This is a genomic window from Botrimarina mediterranea (assembly GCF_007753265.1).
Classification (GTDB): Bacteria; Planctomycetota; Planctomycetia; order Pirellulales; family Lacipirellulaceae; genus Botrimarina; species Botrimarina mediterranea.
Genome location: NZ_CP036349.1, coordinates 2167180 through 2183220, shown reverse-complemented (window position 1 = coordinate 2183220; position 16041 = coordinate 2167180). Strand labels below are relative to the sequence as shown.

Genomic DNA, 16041 nt, shown 5'->3' with positions numbered 1-16041 from the left:
CCTTTGTGGTTAACTAAATCTGCGTCAGCACTCCGCCCAGTTGTCCGCTACGCCGATGTCGACCGCCAGCGGCGTGCGGAGGTTGGCGACGCCTTGCATCTCTTCGGTGATCAGGGTGGTCAGCTGTTCGACTTCTTCTTCCGGTGCGTCGAACACCAGTTCGTCGTGGATCTGAAGGATCAGCTTCGTGCGCAGGCCCTCGTCCTTGAGGCGGCGGCTGACGGCGAGCATTGCTAGTTTGATCAGGTCGGCCGCAGTGCCTTGAATCACTGTGTTGACGGCGGTGCGCTCGGGGAGGTTCATCTGGAGCGGCTGCGGGCGGTCGTCGAAGAGCGCGCCCTTCGGTGGTCCCGGTTTGCGGACGCCGGCGATCGCCCGACGCCGACCCAGCAACGTCTCCACGTATCCCTGCCGCGCGGCTGTGTCGAGCGTGTCGAGCATGAAGTCCATGACGCCCGGGTAGCGCGCGAAGTAGTCGGCGATGAATTGCGCCGCGACTTCTTTGGGGATGCCGAGCGTCTTGGCTAGGCCGAACGGGCTCTGGCCGTAGATGATGCCGAAGTTGACCGCCTTGGCGCCGCGGCGTTGCTCGGAGGTGACCTCGTCGAGCCCGACGCCGTTCACCTGGCTGGCGACGAGCGTGTGGATGTCCTGCCCCTCGGCGAACGCCTTGCAGAGCGTTTCGTCCTCGCTGAAGTGGGCCAGCACGCGCAGCTCGATCTGCGAGTAGTCCGCCGCGACGAGCTTCCAACCCGCCTCACCGGCGGTAAACGCCGAGCGGATCTGACGGCCTTCGTCGGTGCGGATCGGGATGTTCTGCAGGTTCGGGTCGCTGCAGCTCAGCCGCCCCGTCGCCGCGACGACTTGATTGAACGAGCAGTGGACGCGGCCCGTCTTGGCGTTCACCAGCTGCGGCAGTGCATCGACGTAGGTGCCGCGTAGCTTGGCGTACTGGCGGTGCTCCACGATCAGCCGCGGCAACGGGTGCAGCGCGGCGAGCTCTTCGAGCACCGCGGCGTCGGTCGAGGGGCCCGTCTTCGTGCGCTTGATCGGCTTGAGGCCGATCTCTTGGAATAGCACCTCGGCAAGTTGCTTCGGCGACGCCAGGTTGAACGGGTGGCCGACGATCTCTTCGATCTGTTCGGCAAGCTCCTGCGAGCGCAACGCGAACTGCTTGCTCAGCTCGGCGAGGCGATCGACATCGACGCGGACGCCGTTCCACTCCATCTCGGCGAGCACTTCGACGAGCGGCGTTTCGAGGTCGTCCGACAGCGGCAGCAGCCCGTCGCGGTCGAGCCGTTCGTGCAGCATCGGCCAGAGCCGCAGCGGCACGTCGGCGTCTTCGGCGGCGTACTCGGCAATCTGGGCGACGGGGACCTCGTCCATCCGCTTCTGGTTCTTGCCCGAGCCGATCAGCTCGCTGATCTTGACTGTCGTGTGGCCGAGGTAGCGGTCGGAGAGCACGTCGAGGTTGTGCGTCCGCTCGCCGGCGTCGAGCAGATAACTGGCGATCATCGTGTCGAACGACAGCCCGCGCATCGTCACGCCGGCGCCGCGGAGCACGATCATGTCGTACTTCAGGTTCTGCCCGATCTTCTTGATCGACTCGTCCTCAAGGATCGGCCCGAGCACCGCCAGGACATCCGCCAGCGGCAGCACACGGTCGCCCGCCGGCCCGCGGACGGGGACGTACGCCGCCTCGCCCTCGGCCCAGGCGAACGAGAAGCCCACCAGCTCCGCCTCGCGCGGGTTGACGCTGGTGGTCTCGGTATCGACCGAGATCACCTCGCAAGCGGCGAGCGTCTTCGCCAGTTCCGCCAGCGCCTCGGGCGTGTCGATGGCCCGGTAGTTGGCCTCCCAGTCGCTCGGCGCCGTATCTGCCGCGCCGCCGCTAGAGAGGGCCGCCATCCGTTCGGCGATGCTGCGGAAGCCGAAATCAGCGCACAGCTCGGCGAGACGTTCGGCGTCGAAGTCGCCGACCCGCGCCGCCTGCCAGTCGATCTCGACGGGCACGTACTGATCGAGCCGCACCAGCTGCCGTGAGATCAGGGCCAGCTCGCGGCCCTCTTTCAGGTTCTGTTGCCGCTTGGCGCCTTTGACACGGTCGGCGTTGTCGAGCACCCGATCGAGCGTTCCGAACTCGTCGAGCAGTTCCTTGGCGATCTTCGGCCCGATCAGCGGCACGCCGGGGATGTTGTCGATCTTGTCGCCCACCAGCGACTGGAAATCGACGACCTGATCGGGCCGGACACCCCAGTCCGCCAGCAGCGCAACCTCGTCGTAAACGTGGTCCTTGCGGATGTTGTAGACGGCGACGTGGTTCGTGATCAGCTGGCGGGAGTCCTTGTCCCCCGTCACCAGCCGGCAGAAGACCTGCGACTCGTCGCACAACCGGGCCACGGTCGCAAGCACGTCGTCCGCCTCGAACTTCGGAACCGAGATGATCGGGATCCGCAGGGCCTCAACGATCTGGTGGATCTTGGGGAACTGCGACCGCAGCTCGGTCGGCGTCTCGCTGCGTTCCCCTTTGTAGACCGGGTAGAGCTCGTGACGGAACGTGTCGCCGGGGGGGTCGAACGCACAGATCAAAGCGTCGGGCCGCTTGTCCTCGATCAGCTTCAGCAGGTCCTTCGTAAATCCGAAAACGGCGTTCACCGGCTCGCCCCGGGGGCTCGTCATCTCCGGGATGGCGTGGAACACCTGGAAGATGAGCGAATGGCAATCGACGACGTAAACGGTCGATCCGGCGGGGAGCATCTCGGACAAGGCGGACGAGGCGGGGGTTGGTGGAAGAACTTTGTCGAGCCGCTTCCGTAAGGAGGCGGAGAGAGTGGTTTTTTGAGCCTCGTCCGTTAGGAAGCGGAGCTTGGACGTGGCTGGAGAGTTGTCGGGTAATTCAATCCGGGCGCTGACGCCGACGGCTCGCCAAAAGTGTGAAACTGAACTCAAAATTGCGCAGCGAGCCGGAACTCGTCAGCGCCTGGAGTGACCCACCAACCCGCCCAACCCCAATGATTCGACCCCTATCGGCCCCGCTGGTTCCGGCGGCGCCGGTTCTGCGGCCCTCTGGGGGGGACTCTACCCCGTTCGTTGACAGGCGTTAATCCCCTAACTAGTTTCGACTTAGGTCTTCATCACCGACGCCCCCGGGCGGACCGGCTGGGGAAGCCCTACCAATACCCAGAACCGCGCCTTCGGGCGTGACGCTAGTTGTGTTTGTCGGCCCCGCAGCCGACACTCACTCCCACCGCAGACCCCACTCCTTACCGGTTCACCCCGGTCCCCCTAATCCGCCGCGTCTCTTCGGACGCCCGGCGACGCTGGGGAGACCGCACGACTCGCTACCGCTCGCAAGCGTTCGAAGGACTCCGCATGGCCGCTCGCCAGGACCAAAGCCAGACGATCATTATCGTCGTCTGCTCGATTCTGATCCTCGTCCTCGCAATCGTCGCCTACCTCACGTGGAGCGAGGGCAAGAAGGCCGCGGCTGAAGCCGCCGAGCTCGCCACGCAGAAGACGCAGGCCGAGAACGCCGCGCGGCAGAAGGTCCAAGAGGCGGAGCAGATGCTGCAGATGCTCGGCATGGATAGCGGTGCGACCTTCACCGAGGTCCAGGAACGCTACGAGGCCGACAAGAAGCAATTCATGTCGACCTTCGAGGAAGGGACGCAGACCTATCGCAACGCGCTGGACTACCTCTCGACCGAGATCGCCAAGACCGCCCAGCAAGAGAACGAGGCGAAGAAGCAGGTCAAGTCGCTCGAGCAACAACTCGTCACGCTCGAAGCCGAGAAGGACGCCCAGATCAAGGAACGCGACGACGCGCTCAACAAGGCCAACCTAGACCTCGCGTCCGAGCGGGCCCGCTTCAAAGAAGAGCGTGACAACATCGACCGCCAGAAGAAGCAGCTCGCGCAGACTCTCGCCGAGAAGGAAGCGCAGTTCAGCCAGCAGGTCGCCGCGGCACGGTCCTCGCAATCACAAGCCGAAGACGCCCTGACCAAGGCCGAGCGTTCACGGGCTACGCTGCTCGCCGAGCGCAAACAAGAGACCCCCAGTTCCGAGGTCGCCGATGGCGAGATCACCTACGTCAACCAAGGGACGCAAACCGCCTGGATCGATCTGGGTGAGGCCGACTCGCTACGCCGTCAGGTGACATTCAGCGTCTTCGACTCGGCCCTCTCCGACGCCGCCAAAGCGGAAAAGAAGGGGAGCGTCGAGGTAACACGCCTCTTGGGCGACCACATCGCCGAAGCGAAGATCACCTCTGACGACCCGCGGAACCCCATCCTGCCCGGCGACCGCATCTACAGCCAGGTGTGGCAACGCGGAAAGGCCCTGCGGTTCGGCCTGACTGGATTCATCGACATCGATGGCGACGGCGTCAGCGACCTGCAACGCGTCAAAGACCTGATCGCGATGAACGGCGCCACGCTCGACGTGTCGCTTGAAGAAGACGGCACGGTCGACGGCGAGATGACGGTCGACACCCGCTACCTCGTCCTCGGCGATTCGCCCGACCAGCCCAGCAAGGCGATGTACCGCGACAAATATCAGGAGATGAGCCGCGAAGCGGCCACCCTGGGCGTCGAGACGATATCGCTTACCGAGTTTCTCAACCGGATGGGCTACAAGCCGGCCGAAGGAACCGTTCGATTCTCGGGCGGATCGGGCTCGGCGGGCCCCGCCGCGGGCGCCGCGCCGCGTAGCTTCCGCTTCCGGACGCCGTAAGGCCTGCCAGCCCCGGCTGCTTAGCAAAACAGTCGTTCGGCAAGCGCCCGGTCACGTGCTGCAAGAACTGGGCGCGCCGTCTCGGGACGCACGAACAACTCCGCCGGATCGGTTAGGCCCAACTCGGCCGCGACTTGCTGGCACACGCTGCGTTCTCTCCGGCTGAGTCCGTGCGCACGCACCAAGGCGCTGAACAGGTTCCGCGGCGTGACGGCGCGGGCGCTGTGGGCGCGGTGGAGGCGCTGCCACTTACTGAGGAAGGCGAGCAGCCAGAACCCGGCGGCGAGCCCCACCGCCAGCAGCACCAGGCCGACGATGTCGCTGGTCTGCACACGGAGGTGTTCGCCGGAGAAGCGATCCCCAAGATGCTTCCAGGCGTCGATGCCGTTGGCGAGCAGTTTCATGACCGGGGTCCCGTTAGTTCGGCGAGTGTTTGACCCGTCAATCTCTGGAGGCTCTTCTCGGCCGTCGCCCGGAGCGCTGTCGACCGGGCGCCGGTAGCCTCGACGAGCGCCTCGACGGCTTCGTCGCGCAGCGTCAACTCGCCGAGCAGCCCGGCAGCTTCGACCCTGACGCCAAGGTCCTTGTCATCCGTCACGCAAGCGATCAGTTCTTCGGCAAGGTTATCGGCTAGACCCATCAGGCCGATCAGCTCCAACGCCCGCAGCCGCCGCGCAACCGCGCCCGAGCCGAGCTCAGCGCGGAGAGATGGCGCCGCCATCGGGTCGGCTTTGCCGACGAGCTTGCCAACCACCGACCGTGATGATTCGGGGAGCTCTGCGTAAGAGTCACGGAAAGTGGCGAACGACAGCTCACGGAGCGACTTGCCGGCGGCGCTGCGGACTTTCGCGTCCGGGTTGTTGAGCATCCCGACCAGCAGAGCGGTGGCGCCGGGGTAGTTCTTCGCCCGCACCATCTTGACCGCGAAAGCGACGACGGCGGGGTCGTCGGCGTCGAGCGCGCGGCGGATCGGCTCAACCGCGGCCCGCTGTGGCAACGCCTCGATGGCCCGACAAGCGGCCAGACGCGCAGGCGCGTCGTCGCTGTCGAGCACCAACTCGATGACGCCAGCGATGTCGCGGGGATCGGCCTGCGACGCCGCGGCGAGCTGCACCGCCGTCGCTTGCAGCGGCCCCGGCAGCTCGCAGATCACGCCGCGACGACTCTCTTCGAGCCAGGCAAACGACGCCACTCGGCGGCAGTTCTCACGGATGCGCAGCCCAATTGGGTAAGTGAGATGCGCCAGCAGCGCCTCAAGTCCTTCGCGGTCACAGCGCTCGGCGGCGATCTCCAGCAGCGGTTGCGGCGAGCGTAGATCGACCAACGCGCTGGCCAGGACCTCGATGACGCCGCGGCAACGGCTGGTTCGGATTGCCTTAAGCAACGCCTCATGGGCGGAGTGCCCCTCGTCACCGAGCGCCCGCAAGAGCGCCGGCTCATCGCCGGGCGTCAGAAGCAGCAACGCCTGCAACAGGTCGAGCTGACGGTGGTCGCCGTAAGTTTCTAGCGCTGTCACGAGAGCGTTGACCGCGGGACGCCGAGCGAACGCGGGGTCGGGTTGGTGCTGCCCGCCATCGACCTTGGCGAGCGGGTCGTAGAGGTCAACCGCTTCGGTCAGTCGACAAGCAAGCTGGTAGGCGTCGGCGGCGAGGATCGCGGCGCCCTCCATCCGCGGCCGGCTCGCCGCCTCGACGATCGCCGGCAACGCGTCCACGATGTTGAGCGTCGCGGCGATCTCGCTGGCGCGACGGACCTGCTTGGGCGTGCCATCGCGGATCACCTTCGAAAGGGTCGCCGTCAGGCTCGACCGCGGCGGCAAGTCGCCCAGCGCCGCCCGCGCATCGGCGGGGAGTTTGGGCCAATCGTCCACCAGCCGCCGATGGCCGGCTTCGTCGTCCCGTATCGCCAAAGCCCGGACCGCCCCGAGCCGCAACGCCACCTCCGACGACCCCAGCGCGATCGCCAGCAAGTCGGTCGCCCGTGGGTTGGGAGAGCCGAGCAGCGTCCGCAGCGTGAGCTCGATCCCGACAGCCACAACGCCGGTCCGGGGGGGGGTCGTTGCCTGGCGCGCTGGCCATCCGCTACGGCCGCGCTTCGTCAAGTAAGTCGTCCGCCAGAGGGGTTGGAATCAAGCGGCGCTGGTAGCGCTTACCGAACGCGTCCGACCGATTTGGAAGAGTTGGCGGAGTTGTCGGATGACGCCGACACGAGCACACTGGTTGTGCCGATTGTTCCGCTATCACGATTGTCCGCTGTCACCCTGCCCGCCACAAACACCGCCGTGCCCGAAGCCCCCGCCCCCGCCGCTCCCGCTACCCTCTCGGCTAGCGAGCTGGCTGCCCGCGAATGGCCCGCCTTGCGGGCGTCGATCCTCGATATCGCCGCAACGCTCGACCGCCTCGACCGCCTCGACGCCGCTGCAGGCCCCACCGAAGGCCCCTCTGAGGCCCGTACGCAAGCGGAGACGCTGCTTCGCCTGCTCCTCGAAAACAACGACGGCAACCGCGCCCGACGGGTCCTGGAGCGCCTGAGCCGCCCCTACGACCCCAACTGGCGCGACGCATTCGCGATCAGCGCGGATAGTTGAGTACGCATACCTGAAGTGGGTGATTGTCTCCGCTTCACTCCGGGGGCTGACGCCATCCGGCTCGCATGCAGCCGCCTTTGTACCCTTATCCCCTCAGCCCCTAACCCCTGTCCCCTCCCCGAATGGACTTCTTCGACCCGCACCTCCACATGGTGTCGCGCACCACCGACGACTACGCGACCCTCGCGCGGATGGGCTGCGTCGCGGTGAGCGAGCCGGCTTTCTGGGCGGGGTACGACCGGGGGAGCGTCGATGGCTTTCGCGACTACTTCTGCCAGCTCACCGAGTTCGAGCCCTCCCGCGCCAAACAGCACGGCATCGCCCATTACACGTGGCTCTGCATCAACGCCAAGGAAGCGGAGAACGTCGCCCTGTCGCGCGAGGTGATCGCGATGATCCCCGAGTTCCTCGACCGCCCCGGCGTGTTGGGGATCGGCGAGATCGGGCTCAACAAGAACACGCCCAACGAAGCGGTCGTCTTCGCAGAGCACGTAGACCTCGCCGCGCGGCTGGGCGAACTCGTGCTGATCCACACGCCGCACCTGGCGGACAAGCTACAAGGGACGCGCATGATCCTCGACCTGCTGCGTGACGACGGCCGCCTCGCGCGCGAGGACGTGCTGGTCGATCACGTCGAGGAGCACACCGTGGGCTACGTCCTCGACGAAGGCTACTGGGCCGGCATGACGCTCTACCCGACGAGCAAGTGCACGCCCGCCCGCGCGGCCGACATCATTGAGAAGTACGGCCCCGAGCGTTTGTTTGTGAACTCCGCCGGCGACTGGGGGCCGTCGCGCCCGACAGCGGTGCCCGACTTCATCTTCGAGATGCGCGCCCGGGGCCACTCCGAAGCAACGATCCGCCGCGTCGTGCTGGAGAACCCCTTAGAGTTCTTTGGGCGCTGCAAGCGGTTCACGCCACCGGCGCGCGTGGCGGGTTAGCTCACCCAATTATCAACGTCACCACCACGATTGACGGCGAGCCCACGATGTTAATCGTGGGTGGACCTTGGATCGCGCAACACACCCACGATTAACATCGTGGACTCGCCAAGTGCTCGTGTGCACGAAACCCACGTCGAAACTCAATGATTGCCGTCGGTGTGTCCCTGCACCCGGTAGACGTCGCCGGTGACATTCAGCGTGTAGGCCGCGCCCGAGACGGGGCAGACGGGGATGCCGTCGGGGAAGTACTCGAGGATGTCGATCTCGTGCAGGTCGGCGCTGGGCCAAGCGCCGGTGGCGTCGCGGTAACGCTCGACGGCCGAGTGGATGTGGCCGCAGTTGTAGACGCAGGTCTTTTGCTTGGCGACCTCAGAACTCGCCGCGACGCGCGGCACGATGATCGCCGCGATGATCCCGAGGATCGTCACGACAGCGAGCAACTCCATGAGGGAGAAGCCGCGGCGGTTGGACGGGGGTTGGTGGCGCATCGCGGGCCAGCTGCCGATGACAACGATCGCGGCGCTACCGACACGCCGGCTACTGAAACGAATAGCACACCGGGATGGCGCGATTGCGGTTCCGTCGATCGGTGCGGCTGGTCGTACAAGAGCCAGGACCGCTGGGAGCGATTGCGCGGCTTGTGAGGCTTGCCAGTCGCTAAGAGGCCGCGAACTCGTCCGCGTCGGCGTCGGCGATCTCACGGAGCCGGCGCGGGAAGTCGGGCATCGCCGTCACGACCCGCGTCCACGTCGGCAGCGACGGCCGCCCCGACGGGTCTTGATAGACCGCTTCGCCCGTCTCGGTGATCAGTTCGGCGAACCCTTCGACGGTCTGCTCCTCGACGTGGCGGTCGTACTCTAGGGCGTTCATCAGCGAGTCGGCGTGGTACTGACGGATCGCATCCTGCGCGAGCCGCAGGTACGCCGTCTGGATCGTGATGAAGTGTCCCTTGCTAAAGACCATGCCGCGGCTGGCGAGCGTGCGGAAGATGTTCGCCAGGATGTCCTTCGCCATCTTCATCAGGCCGCCCGACTTGTCCTCAAGCGACAGCGGTTGGTGCTTATGGTCGTACAGGCGGGCGATATCGACCTGCGCGACGCGTTTGGGGGACGTGTTGCGGAATACCTCGCTGAGCGTCCCCATCTCGAGGCCCCAGTCGCAGGGGATGCGGTTGGAACGGGCGAGCAGCGACGAGATCGCGAACTCACCGGCCAGCGGGTAACGGAAGCTCCGCAGGAACACCAAGTAGGGATCGTTCCCCATCACCGAGATCAACGCCCGCAAGAGCGGCACCACCAGCAACCGCACGACACGGCCGTTCATCTTGGTCGTGCAGCGGGCGTAGTAGGCCTTGCAGAACTGGAAGTCCATGCCGGGGTGCGCCATTGGCAGCGCGAGCCGCACGAGCATGTCGTTGTCGTAGTTCTCGATGTCGCCGTCTTGGAGGACGAACGCCTTGAGACGCGGATCGGCGAGCAAGAAGCCGAAGGCGAACCAGACCGCCCTCCCCTTTCCCGGCACGGAGACGTTGAAGCCGCCCGCTTCGAGGTCCGCCAGGGCTTCGCTGCCGCGCGGCCCGTCGGTCCAGAGGACCTTGGCGCGGTCGCCCAACGGCGCGAGCAAACGCTTGGCCTCGACATAGTCGTCAACGGACTCGGTGCGGTTGAGCACCACGACGGTCGTGGCGACGTAGTCCGCCTCGGCGAGCTTCTCCGCCATCTGCGCGAAGGGCGCCGCCCGCATGTCCGACGCAGTCAGCGGCAGTACGAGCCCCAGCGGATACTCTCGCACCGCCTTACGGAGCATCGCTTCGAGCCGCGCCGAATCGGTGAGCCCGAGGTCGTGCAGCGTGGTGATCGGGCCGCGTTGGGAGAAGTCGGGCATGCGCTTGCGGATTGGGAATTTCGGATGGCAGCCGCTTGCGGCTTAGAGGTGATTAGCCACGGATGAACGCGGATGTCTTAACTTGGGGTTAGCCATACGCACTGCCCTCCTTGCAAGACAATCTGTCCCCCCGCCGACCTATCGCCAGTGATCAGGTCTCTCGAAGAATGATAGGGAGGAGGCAGCTCGAAATCGAATGAGTCGTCCGTCACATTGACCGCGACTAGGACGGAACGCTCTGCGTCATGTTGCTTTCGTTCGAACGCTAGCAAGGCGGACCCTGATTGGATGACACGCTGATCGGCATCGGGATGGAACGCGGGTTCATCGATGCGTTTTGCCAACAGATCGCGATAGCCTTCGAAGACACGCCGTTGAAGTGTCCCCTCACGAAGCAACTCATCGAGTTCGCCACGCTCGTACTTCCGGCGATTGATGCGGCGGGCGATGCCGCTCGACTCGGCGCCGGCGATGTCGTTGGGCGTGCCGACGAGGCTGTGGAAGTAGACCGCCGGCATGCCGCGGAGGGCGAGCATCACCGCTTGTGATGAGAGGAAGCGGCGAAGGTGCAGCTCTTCGTCGAGGGTCTCTGGAGAGAGCGCGCTGAAGTAGGCGACGCAGAGCTCGTAGGGCGAATCGCTGCCGTCGGCTTGGCGGCGCGTGTTAACAATAGCGCCGCGGCGTTTGACCGCTTCGACCATTGCGGCGAGGCGCTCGTCGGACACGAGGCCCTCCAGCGGCCGCACGCCGACGCCGTCGTGCGACGCGGTGAAGTTGAAGAACGTGCAGCCCGGCGGCGGTGGATCGAGGTTCGTCAGCCAGTCCCGCAGCGCCGTGGCGTCACCCGACAGGAACGCCTCCAACAAGAGTGGCGGCAGGCTGAACTGGTAGACCATGTGGGCCTCGTCCGCCTCGCCGGTGCGCGGGTCGAGTTGCCCGAAGTACGAGATGTTCTCGACGTGCGGGACGTTGGTCTCGGTCAGCACCAGCGTCTGGGGTGAGTACGCGGCAAGCACGTCGCGCATGAGCTTCACGACCTCGTGGGTCTCCGGCAGATGCACGCAGGTCGTGCCGAGACGCTTCCAGAGGTAAGTGATCGCATCAAGCCGCACGATCCGCGCGCCGCGCATCGCGTACTCGACGAGGATCCGCAGCATCCGCGCGAGCACCAAGGGCTCGCCGTAATTGAGGTCGATCTGATCATCCGAGAACGTCGTCCAGACGTGCCGCGGGCCGCGGCTGGTCTCGACGGCGGTGAGCAGCGGCAGGCTCCGTGGCCGCGTCACCTGCGTGTAGTCGAGCGCCGGGTCGGCCTCGATGAAGAACCGGTCGTAGGGCGATTCGCCCCGCTTGTAGGCGGCATACCACTCGCTGTGCTGCGAGATGTGGTTGAGCACCAGGTCGAACATCAGCTCGAACGGCTCACCCAGCGCGGCGATGTCTTCCCACGTCCCCGAGTCGGGATCAACCGCCAAGTAGTCGATGACCGAGAAGCCGTCGTCCGAAGAGTACGGACAGAACGGCAGCAGGTGCACCGTGCTGAGCACCTTTTCCAAGCCGTTCTCGACGAGCCACTCCCGCAGCGCCACGAGTGGCGACTGCGCGCCTTCGTCGCTGCGGAGTTGGTCGGCGTAAGTGATCAGCACCACGTCACGCTCGTTCCAGCGCGGCCCCGCCTCGTCCGTGGGAGCGGCGGAGAGGTCGGCAAACTCCGCCTCCATCGCCCGCAGCGCTTCGTCAGCCCTGTCGCCGTAGATGCGGCGGAGTCGGACGGTGAGCGACGTGACGCGGTCGGCGAGTGACAATCCGTTGTTCCTTCGTAGATGGCGATCCGGCGGCGTTGGCCGTCGGTGTTTAGTGTAGCGGCGTTGGTTCGTGGTGCGCCGGGCGCTGCCGCCCTCGGCTGAGAGCCTTTCGATCGTTAGAGGTCTTCCATGCCCGTCACATTCGTTACGAGCGCGCGGAGTTTGCGGCGCAGCACCGCGTAGCTGAAGAAGCGTTTGCCGAGTTCGTAGTTGTGCTCGACCATCTGTTCGCGGTACTCCGGGTCGTCGATCACGGCGCGGACCTTCTGGACCACATCGCGGGTCATGTAGCCGTTCATCGTGATGACTTTGAAGCCCTTGGGCTCGATGTCCGATACGAAGATCGAGTAGCGGTTCACCAGCACCGGCTTGCGGTAGTAGAAGGCTTCGATCAGGGCGTTGCCGAAACCTTCATAGAGGCTCGGATAGGTGATAAAGTCGGCGTGGGCGTAGGCGTCGCTGAGCAGATAGAGCTTTTGGCCGTGCTCGTTGTAGCCCCGCTCCTCGCCGATCCGCGCCGGGATGTAGCGCATGTCGACGCCCTGGCTCTGCGCCAGGTCTTGGAGCATGTTCAGGTAGTCGTTCCCCTCGTCGCCCGACTCGTGCGAGACGACGAGCTTGCACTTGGGGTTGTCGAGCGCCCGGATCAGCGCGATGGCGTGTTCGATCCCCTTCCGCGGAACGACGCGCGTCGGTTGCAGGAAGATAACGTCATCGGGCTCGAGGCCGACCGACTGGCGGAAGTCGGCGTTGTAGTCGTCGATGGCGTGGGGAGGGCTCTCGAAGTCGAGCACGTTGGGGACCAGCACGCTCGAAGTGCCGCGGCGGTGCGACAGGGCGCGTTGGGCCTCGCTGTTGATTGTCACGTGCTGGATGCAGGGCACCGTGCAAGGGAACGCCATCCGCAGGATGTCGCCGATGGCGTTGACCGTGAAGCGGTCGCGCTCCCAATAGAAGTCGTGGTGGTGGGCGATCGTCGGGAAGCCCGTCTCGGCGCAGAACGTCGCGATCGCGACGCCCAGCGGCACATTCATCGGGATGCAGCTGGCGTTCTGGACGCAAAGGATCTCGATGTTGTACTTGCGGACGAACTCGTAGAGCGAGCGCTTGAGGTGGTCGGCGATCGCGTAGATGCGTCGCGTCACCTCGGGGTCGCGCGTCGTGCGGCCGTAGACGCGGTCGTTGATCCACTGGATGTCGGGGTGCCCGAAGTAGGCGTGGGGCACCAGCATGCTGACACCGGGGTCGGTGTCGAGCTTGCCAGCGAACCAGTAGCTGACGTGCTGGTAACGCCAGAGGACCGCCGCCCACTTGGAGGCTTCGAGCGAGACGCCGTCGGTCCCGGCGAAGCGGGTGCCGACGAAGCCGATGTTGTGGCCGATTTTCTCGGGCGAGTCTGGCATCGGGGCAGATCAGGCGGGGAGCGGGGCGGACGGTGGGGCGGGAAGTGGGGGCGGGCGGCCCCTCTTGAGGCGGGTTCGGCGTCCGAAGCGTACCGCCTACACGTCTGGCGCCGACATGACAAAATGGCTTCCAAACCGGGGCCGGGCAAGCCACAAAGGCTCTACAAGGCAATCTCCAGCAGCTGGTGCAGCTCGGTCACGACCGCGTCTGGCCGCACCTCGGCCAGCCGCTGGTCGTCACGCCGCCAGCGCAGACTGCGTGCGTCGCCGGCGAAAAGAGCGGTCCGCATGCCGACCTCTTGGGCAGGCCAGATGTCGTTGCGAACGTCGTTGCCGATATAAAGAATCTCCTGCGGCGTGACGCCCTCGTTCGCAAAAGCCTCCACGCACTTCTCGTAGAGGAACTTGCCCGGCTTCGCCTCGCCCCACCGATACGACCAGTGGCAGTGCCGCGTCTCAAAGCCCCAAACCTCGAGCGGCTTGCCGCTCAGCGCCGCGATCGCCAACGGGGTGTAGAACTGGGCGTTGCTGATGATCCCGAGCGTGAGGCCCGCCTCGTTGAGCTCGCCGAGCATCTCCGCCACCCCGGGCATCGGCCCGACGGGGTTCGCCCGGACCTCGAACTCAACGGCAAGCCGCCGGACTTGAGCCTCGGTCCCGGCGATCGACAGCTTGGCGAGGACGCGTTTCCAGATTTCGACGATCTCGACTTCGGGATGCGCGCTCGACGACTCGGAGTGAGCAGTATGGATGGCGGCGTGAAGGTGCTTGACGATCTCATCACCGAAAAAGCGCGAACCGGCGCTCGCGCTTCGCGAGCCATACGCGTCAGAGCGCGGAGTGAAGCCGGCGCCCTGCGCTACTCCGGGCGCTGACGCTTGCAGCTCACCTGCTGCTCGCATTGGATCGCCGAAGACCGCTTCAAGCGCAGCAAGCGCCGCCGCGCCACGCGCCCCTTCACTCGCCAGCGAGATGTCGCCGCTCGCGCTGATGAGGAGCGTGCCGTACACGTCGAAGACGACGGCGCGGATGCCTGGCAGCTTCGGCAGGACGGACTCTTCGCCGGTGGGCTGGGGGTCGAGCGGCCGCCGGCTGTGGTGGACGATCGTAACGAGGGATTGCTCCTCGGCGGCTGTGGCGCCCTCAATACGGATGGCGTGCTGCCGTACTGGCTTCTGAAAGTAGTCGAGGATGGCGGCGCCACTAATGGCAGCGTTCACCTCACTGTCGTCGGCTTGAACGCGGCCATACACCTCAGCAAGCCGTTCTCCCAAGCGCGTGACGCTGTAGACATCGCGGACCACCGCGGCGTTGGCGGCGACGTCAGCTGCGGCGGTTTCGATCCCAAGGTCCAGCGGCACGGCGGGGCGCGTCGTCTGGCGGATAACGTTGGCCTGCTCGGCGGGCGTGAGTTGGGCGAAGTCCGCGTCAAGGCACGCCGCGGCGCGGAGCTCGGCCCACAGCGATCGGAACCGCATCCCAGCCGCTTTGAACTCGCTGGTGATCTCCGGCAAATCGCGACCGATCAGCGGCTTGCCGGCGAGCCAGGCCTCGAGGAAGACCATCCCAAACCCCTCGGCGACGCTCGTGGTGAGGATCGCATCGGCGGCAGCGAGGGCGTCTTTGAAGTCGCAGCCGTAGCCTCCTTCTTCGCGCGGCGAGCCGATGTCGAACCGGCACGGCAGGTCGAGCGACTCCGCCAACAGCCGCCAGCGGTCGAACGACGCCGCTTCGACGGGGTTCTTCGGCCGCAGCGTCACGGCAAAGTAGGTCCCTTCCGGCGCAAGCGCCGAGAGGAGCAGCATCTCCCCCAAGTTCTTCCGCCGAATCCCCCGCACCGGATACACGACGAGCCTAGCCGTGGACGGCAGCCCAAGGGCCCCAAAGACCCGCCCCCGCGCCTCGTCCTGCGAAGGCATCTCGCCAAACTCCGCCGCGGGATTGGGTAGCGGATGAACGCGCTCCGCAGCGACGCCCGCCGACAGGAGGATGTCCGCGTCGCGTTCGGTGAGTGTTGCGTAATGAAGGCCGCTCCCCTGCGGATAGACCACCTCGCCGAGGCGATCGGGATCGGTCTCGCCAATCGCGTCTTGCAAGTGGCGGTAGTTGTCGGGCCGGTTGTCCTCGGCGAAGTCGTGGACCTGGAGCAGCATCCGCCAGCCATCGCCGGCCAACCGTTGCAACGCGCCAGGGAGCGACGCGTTCTTACCGAGAGAATGGTTGTGGGTATGGAGGAGCGTGTTATCCGCCGCCAGGCCGCAATCGGCGAGGCGTTGGGCGAGCGTCATGGCGAGCTTGGCTGGGTCGGCTTTCGCATCGAGTGGGTCGTAGGCGAGGGCCGGTTCGACGACCAGTTCGATCGGGAACTCGTCTGGCAACGCGTCGGGCCAGCCGTCGCGCTGGCCGTCGTAAAGGACCACAACACGTTCCGGCCGCCGCTCAGCCGGGAGCGTTGCCAGGCTGCGGAGGTGGTTGACGATGACCGACGTGACGCCCCCGCGGTTGAGGTGGTGATGGACGATTGCGAGGCGCATCGGCGGGTCGAGGGCAGGAGTGAGGCAATTGTTTCGGGCGTTTCCCTAGCACGTTGCGGGCCGATCCGGCAACCGCCTTCACCCCGCTTCGGAGGGCGCCGCCGGCCGCTCACGGCCGGCCTCTCGACCCTGAGACGTGACGGGCGTGCGCAA

The 16041-nt window shown here is 65.9% G+C and carries 11 protein-coding genes; 3 read left to right on the top strand and 8 right to left on the bottom strand.

What is annotated here, in order from left to right:
- Positions 1-24 precede the first annotated feature (24 nt).
- On the bottom strand, positions 25-2757 hold the full coding sequence (polA, locus tag Spa11_RS08755; RefSeq protein ID WP_145116954.1) for a DNA polymerase I: 2733 nt from the start codon (positions 2755-2757) through the stop codon (positions 25-27).
- Positions 2758-3372: 615 nt separating this feature from the next.
- On the opposite strand from polA, the gene Spa11_RS08750 reads away from it, so the two are divergent.
- The gene (locus Spa11_RS08750) at positions 3373-4731 is read left to right on the top strand and encodes a hypothetical protein (RefSeq protein WP_145110880.1); all 1359 of its coding nucleotides are present in this window, start codon (positions 3373-3375) and stop codon (positions 4729-4731) included.
- A gap of 20 nt (positions 4732-4751) precedes the next feature.
- Here Spa11_RS08750 and Spa11_RS08745 read toward each other — a convergent pair whose 3' ends face one another.
- Both Spa11_RS08745 and Spa11_RS08740 read right to left on the bottom strand, forming a co-directional pair.
- Positions 4752-5135 (bottom strand): hypothetical protein, encoded by a 384-nt coding sequence (locus Spa11_RS08745; RefSeq protein ID WP_145110877.1) that lies wholly within the window; start codon positions 5133-5135, stop codon positions 4752-4754.
- The gene (locus tag Spa11_RS08740) at positions 5132-6766 is read right to left on the bottom strand and encodes a HEAT repeat domain-containing protein (RefSeq protein WP_145110874.1); all 1635 of its coding nucleotides are present in this window, start codon (positions 6764-6766) and stop codon (positions 5132-5134) included. The genes Spa11_RS08745 and Spa11_RS08740 overlap by 4 nt, the downstream gene beginning before the upstream one ends.
- A gap of 246 nt (positions 6767-7012) precedes the next feature.
- Between Spa11_RS08740 and Spa11_RS08735 the strand changes: the two genes are divergently transcribed.
- Both Spa11_RS08735 and Spa11_RS08730 read left to right on the top strand, forming a co-directional pair.
- Positions 7013-7318: a hypothetical protein gene (locus tag Spa11_RS08735; RefSeq protein WP_145110871.1), complete on the top strand. Its 306-nt coding sequence runs from the start codon at positions 7013-7015 to the stop codon at positions 7316-7318.
- Positions 7319-7440: 122 nt separating this feature from the next.
- Positions 7441-8259, top strand: coding sequence for a TatD family hydrolase (locus Spa11_RS08730; protein ID WP_145110868.1), 819 nt, complete (start codon positions 7441-7443; stop codon positions 8257-8259).
- A gap of 143 nt (positions 8260-8402) precedes the next feature.
- Here Spa11_RS08730 and Spa11_RS08725 read toward each other — a convergent pair whose 3' ends face one another.
- From Spa11_RS08725 to Spa11_RS08705, 5 genes are all read right to left on the bottom strand, one after another.
- On the bottom strand, positions 8403-8750 hold the full coding sequence (locus tag Spa11_RS08725) for a type II secretion system protein (protein WP_145110865.1): 348 nt from the start codon (positions 8748-8750) through the stop codon (positions 8403-8405).
- A gap of 169 nt (positions 8751-8919) precedes the next feature.
- Positions 8920-10146 carry a glycosyltransferase family protein gene (locus tag Spa11_RS08720; RefSeq protein WP_145110862.1) on the bottom strand — a complete coding sequence of 409 codons (1227 nt, stop codon included), beginning with the start codon at positions 10144-10146 and terminating at the stop codon, positions 8920-8922.
- Positions 10147-10223: 77 nt separating this feature from the next.
- Positions 10224-11951 carry a sugar phosphorylase gene (locus tag Spa11_RS08715; protein ID WP_145110859.1) on the bottom strand — a complete coding sequence of 576 codons (1728 nt, stop codon included), beginning with the start codon at positions 11949-11951 and terminating at the stop codon, positions 10224-10226.
- Between the two features lie 116 nt (positions 11952-12067).
- On the bottom strand, positions 12068-13354 hold the full coding sequence (locus Spa11_RS08710; RefSeq protein ID WP_197529847.1) for a glycosyltransferase family 4 protein: 1287 nt from the start codon (positions 13352-13354) through the stop codon (positions 12068-12070).
- A gap of 161 nt (positions 13355-13515) precedes the next feature.
- Entirely contained in the window at positions 13516-15888 is a 2373-nt protein-coding gene (locus tag Spa11_RS08705; protein ID WP_145110856.1) for an HAD family hydrolase, read from the bottom strand.
- Between the last annotated feature and the right edge of the window lie 153 nt (positions 15889-16041).

Coding starts and splice junctions, on each gene's coding strand:
- polA (WP_145116954.1), bottom strand. CDS start 2,757: ATGCTCCCCGCCGGATCGACCGTTTACGTCGTCGATTGCCATTCGCTC.
- Spa11_RS08750 (WP_145110880.1), top strand. CDS start 3,373: ATGGCCGCTCGCCAGGACCAAAGCCAGACGATCATTATCGTCGTCTGC.
- Spa11_RS08745 (WP_145110877.1), bottom strand. CDS start 5,135: ATGAAACTGCTCGCCAACGGCATCGACGCCTGGAAGCATCTTGGGGAT.
- Spa11_RS08730 (WP_145110868.1), top strand. CDS start 7,441: ATGGACTTCTTCGACCCGCACCTCCACATGGTGTCGCGCACCACCGAC.
- Spa11_RS08725 (WP_145110865.1), bottom strand. CDS start 8,750: ATGCGCCACCAACCCCCGTCCAACCGCCGCGGCTTCTCCCTCATGGAG.
- Spa11_RS08720 (WP_145110862.1), bottom strand. CDS start 10,146: ATGCCCGACTTCTCCCAACGCGGCCCGATCACCACGCTGCACGACCTC.
- Spa11_RS08710 (WP_197529847.1), bottom strand. CDS start 13,354: ATGCCAGACTCGCCCGAGAAAATCGGCCACAACATCGGCTTCGTCGGC.
- Spa11_RS08705 (WP_145110856.1), bottom strand. CDS start 15,888: ATGCGCCTCGCAATCGTCCATCACCACCTCAACCGCGGGGGCGTCACG.